Below are 4,617 nucleotides of genomic sequence, written 5' to 3'. Positions count from 1 at the left end.
AGGAGGAATGGTTGTCGGTTCGGGTGTCGGTGTCGTAGATGGTGGTGCTGACTGCCCCGGTGGCGGGGTACTGGTACAACCGGTCAATATCACACAACCGGTGAGAATCAGGGTAATGAATATGATACTCGTTTTTCTGTTCATAGTATGAGATCTCTTCCTGCAGAAATGAAAGCATTATCCTGAATGATCGGACTGACCGGTAAGTATGACTTCCCTGAAGACAGATCTTTGGTCAGGCTGATGCTATGGGCAAACCAAAAAACGGATTTGAAAAAATAATCAGTGAGGTTCTTCAAAAAGGGGCTGCAGAGACTGCCCGGGAATGGGTTGAGGCGATTCGGAATGATTACGGAAGAGCCCCGCTTATCTTTGAACGGATGTCGGAACGGCCTGAGGTTCTCATCTCTCACCTGTTATATAAAAACGCGGTTCTTAAGACCGGGACCCTTGATCCGAAGATCGTCGAACTGATAAGTCTTGCAGTATCCGCAGCGCTTCGGTGTAATCATTGCACTGATTATCACGTTCAGGCTGCCCTTCGAAAAGGGGCCAATCCTGATGAGATACTTGAAGCGATAATGATTGCCGGTCTGACGTCCCAGTCAACGGTCCTTGCCGATGCATATCGTACCTATTCAGATACCATTGAGGAATGTATCAGTTGTGGGATAAAGATCCCGGCGGCCGCTTCGAAGAATACTGATTCCTCTTCCGGTTCTCCATGATCTCCCCTCTTTTTCGTTCAGGAATGAGGCATCTGCTTGTCGTTCCGATAAGGTCTTTCCGCCCTGCCTGAATCAGGCCCTCCCTGACGAGGGACTGGTGTGCAGGATCTCTCCAGTGGAGTATGGCACGTTGTATCCTCTTCTCCGCTCCTTTCGGGATATGGACCGGAGAGCGTGTTTTTGGATCAAGACCGGTTGCATACATGCAGGTTGAGGTTGTCATGGGGGTTGGTGTAAAGTCCTGAACCTGCTTGGTATACAATCCGGTATCGCGGAGGTATTCAGCAAGAATGATCATGTCACCAATGGTGCAGCCCGGATGTCCTGACATAAGATAGGGGATAAGATATTGCCTGGGCTTTTTCCCCTCCTGGACTTCTTCGAAAAGGACTCTGAACTGTTCAAAATCGCTTCCGTCAGGTTTGTTCATCATGGTCGTCACCATTTGAGTGATATGTTCAGGAGCAACCTTCATCTGGCCGGATATATGTCGTACCATGCGTTTGATCACCTCCTTGTCATGAGGAATGAGATCATACCGGAGACCTGATCCGATAAATACGTGTTTTACACCGGGGATTTTTTCTGCTTCATCAAGCAGGTCAAGGTACCCATGAATACCTGATCTGACTGACGAACAGGTGATACATTCCCGATCAGTACATGCACCGTTCTTCTCCCAGGCCGGGCAGGAATCGCCGTACATATTCGCACTCGGTCCTCCGACATCACTGACAATACCTGAAAATCCCCGTATCTTTCGGAATGATGCAATCTCCCTGAGTATGGATGCACGACTTCTGCTCTGGATGATCGTTCCCTGGTGCAGAGAGAGGGCACAAAAGTTGCAGTTCCCATAACACCCGCGATGTGCAATGACGGAGAACCGGACCGGTTCCAGTGCAGGGATATCCTTCTCGTATGAGGGATGTTTCTCCCGCCGGTAGGGAAGATCATAGATCCGATCCATCTCATGGGGGTGCAAGGGGTATGATGGAGGGTTCTGAATGATAACCGTCTTTGGATGACGTTGCAGGAGCGGTCTTCCGGTATAGGGGTTCTGATTGCCGGTAATAATTATGTGAGCATGACAGAAGTCATCAGGGTTATCCCGAACTTCGGCGAATGAGGGTAGTATGCATATATGCTCCATGTCCAGTTTCTGGACCTGCTTTGGAGGGATCTTCCAGACGGTTCCTGGAATATCATGCATATTTCGTGGATGAATCCCGGACTCTGCACGTTTTGCAATGGTACACAGGGTGGTTTCCCCCATTCCAAAGACCAGAAGGTCTGCCGGGGCATCGGCAAGGACTGACTGCCGTACTGAATCTGACCAGTAATCGTAGTGGGCAAACCGTCTGAGTGATGCCTCAATTCCTCCGATGATGATTGGCGTTTCCGGAAATAACCGGTGGACCAGATCCGTGTAGACCAGGACTGCCCGATCCGGTCTTTTTGGTATCCCGCCTGGGGAGTAGGCATCATCGGATCGCCGTTTTTGTGCGGCTGTATAGTTACTCACCATGGAGTCAACACTGCCCCCGGATATCGCAAAAAAGAGTCGTGGTTTCCCAAGTACCCTGAACGTTTCAGGGTTTTTTGGATCCGGCTGTGGAATTATCCCAACAGAAAAACCGGCATCCCAGAGTACCCGTCCAAGGAGGGCTGCTGCAAAGGATGGATGATCGACATAGGCATCCCCTGATATGATGATGATATCCGGCTGTATAATCCCAAGAGTTCTCAGTTCTTCCTGCGATATGGGTAAGAACCGTGGCTGCTCTGGGTGTATCATACCGGATTTTCAGACGATCCTGATGGTCCCGACGATCCGCAGTTTTTCACTCTCAAGATAATGGAGGATGATGACCGATCCAGGCAGATATATGAGTTCACGTTCAAACTGAAGGGTGAGTGTGGGTTTTCTAAAGTCTCCGTTATCACTGATCCGGGTGATTCTGCACGGAAGAAACTGCATCCAGTGACCGGCGTACAACACCATCTGTTCTTTGAGTGGCTGTGGCCAGTACGGGATGATTTCTGCTGTTCCACTGAGTGTGAGGGATGAGATGATCCCCGGATCTGAAGAAAGGACATATCCGCGATCAAGGTCATCAGCCTCAATCCCTTTGAGTGCAAGACCAACCCGGTCACCTGCTGACGCCTCTTCTGCATCATCGTCATGCATCTGAATAGATCGTATCTGTACCTGTCTTCCCAGAGGATGCACAGTCAATTGGTCATGGCGATGAATGGTTCCTTCCTTGACGCATCCAAGAATGACCGTTCCAATCCCCTTTACGTTGAAGTGATGATCGATGGGAACACTTCCCTTCCCGGCAGTCCGCGCAGTTTTCTGTTCTCCGGCACGGTTCCATAACCACTCCCGCAGGAGTACAGGATCGTCAGGAAGATCGGTATACTGTTCCAGAACCGTTCCGCGTATGAGTGGGGCAATCTGTCCCTTATCAATATAATTGCGGAGGATGATTGCACCCTCCCTGACTCCTGCTGCATTCAGCATCAGGATTATCTCTCCCAGCTTTGCGCTCAATGCATCAATAACCAAAATGGCAAGGTCTGCCAGCGAGGCGGTATAAAAAAGCGAGGACAGTTTCTCCGGGTATCGCGAAGGTTCAATAACGGTTATCGTTACATCCCCTTTTTTCATATTATAGAAGGTTATATCGGTTGAGGTGCCTTTTTTCCCCAGTTCTTTGGCAAGATCAGCAGGTCCGAGGAGGGCGATATTGAGATTTGGCATCAGTATCTAAGCGTTGTCTGTAGATTTGATAGTTTCAGCAGGGAGATTCAATATGGTTAATACACTTCTGATAATAGTGATAATGATATGAAGGTACTCATCGCGATTCCTCCTGAAAAGTTCAGAGATGAGGAACTCCTGATACCCGTGAAAAAATTTCAGGAGGCCGGGGTGACGTATGAGCTTGCATCGACGCACGTCGGGGTGGTAATGGGCGTCCTTGGCAAAAAGGCGAAGGTGAACCGGACCTTTGAAGATGTTCTGCTTACCGGAGCGGATGATTATTATGCCCTGATGATTGTCGGAGGGCCGGGCACCCAGGTTCATCTCTGGAATAACCGGCATCTGATTGAATTGATCAATGTCTTTCATACCAGACAGAAAGTCGTTGCCGGTATTGGGAATGCACCGATTGTGATCGCAAAAGCAGGGATACTGAAAAAGAAGATAGCAACCGTAGCTCCTGGTCCTACGGTCCGTGAGATGATGAAGGAGGATGCAATCATTCAGAATAAGCCGGTTGTTTATAAGGATCGGATTGTCACTGCAATGGGCCCTGAAGCAGCCGAGGAGTTTGCATCAATCCTCATCAAATATGAGAATGGAGATCCGGAATTTGTGCCTACCAGCGGAAAAGCCGGATTTGCCTTTTAACTTTTTTCCAGACCGATATCTGCTCATGATCAACAGAACGGTATGTTCATGATTTTTGCCACGAAATTATCCATTCACTCATGAAATCAGATACGGGGATTTTTTCAGGGGTTCGTCCTTTTGGATCAGTTTTTTTTCTGGTATTTCTGTGTATGCTGATTATTCTTGGATCCTGTTCCTCTGTGTCAGGTGCCAAACAAAAGACCCAGATTACTCTTGTGGTTACCCCGGAAAACCCTCCGGAAGGGTATGCCTTTACTGTGACCGGAATCCTGACCGATGCGGCTGGTTTACCTCTGGGTAACAAGCGGATTGCACTGGAGTCATCCCCCGATGGCGATCCAGGATATACCTTTGAACGGATTGCGGTAGATGCAACCGACCGGGAAGGAAGATATGAATTTTTCAGGGGCAATCACACTCCTGCTGAATATATACGGGTTTCTTACCTGGGAAATGCTGAGTATG

5 protein-coding genes are annotated in these 4,617 nt (G+C 48.9%); 3 read left to right on the top strand and 2 right to left on the bottom strand.

Features of this window, described 5'->3' with window-relative positions; genetic code table 11:
* The first annotated feature begins 248 nt into the window (after nucleotides 1-248).
* Nucleotides 249-728: a carboxymuconolactone decarboxylase family protein gene (locus tag PLA23_RS10630; protein ID WP_324329364.1), complete on the top strand. Its 480-nt coding sequence runs from the start codon at nucleotides 249-251 to the stop codon at nucleotides 726-728.
* Here the strand turns inward: PLA23_RS10630 and PLA23_RS10625 are convergent.
* Nucleotides 661-2,526, bottom strand: a complete 1,866-nt coding sequence (locus PLA23_RS10625; RefSeq protein ID WP_324475162.1) for a YgiQ family radical SAM protein — start codon at nucleotides 2,524-2,526, stop codon at nucleotides 661-663. The genes PLA23_RS10630 and PLA23_RS10625 overlap by 68 nt on opposite strands.
* A gap of 9 nt (nucleotides 2,527-2,535) precedes the next feature.
* On the bottom strand, nucleotides 2,536-3,495 hold the full coding sequence (locus tag PLA23_RS10620; RefSeq protein ID WP_324329360.1) for an EF-Tu/IF-2/RF-3 family GTPase: 960 nt from the start codon (nucleotides 3,493-3,495) through the stop codon (nucleotides 2,536-2,538).
* A gap of 87 nt (nucleotides 3,496-3,582) precedes the next feature.
* On the opposite strand from PLA23_RS10620, the gene PLA23_RS10615 reads away from it, so the two are divergent.
* Entirely contained in the window at nucleotides 3,583-4,149 is a 567-nt protein-coding gene (locus tag PLA23_RS10615; RefSeq protein ID WP_324329358.1) for a DJ-1/PfpI family protein, read from the top strand.
* 152 nt (nucleotides 4,150-4,301) lie between these two features.
* A partial coding sequence (locus PLA23_RS10610) for a peptidase associated/transthyretin-like domain-containing protein (RefSeq protein ID WP_324475161.1) occupies nucleotides 4,302-4,617 on the top strand: 316 nt, incomplete at its 3' end.

The organism is Methanospirillum sp. (assembly GCF_035406105.1).
GTDB lineage: Archaea > Halobacteriota > Methanomicrobia > Methanomicrobiales > Methanospirillaceae > Methanospirillum.
Note: the sequence above shows the minus strand (reverse complement) of the source record. Positions and strands in the feature narration are given on the sequence as shown.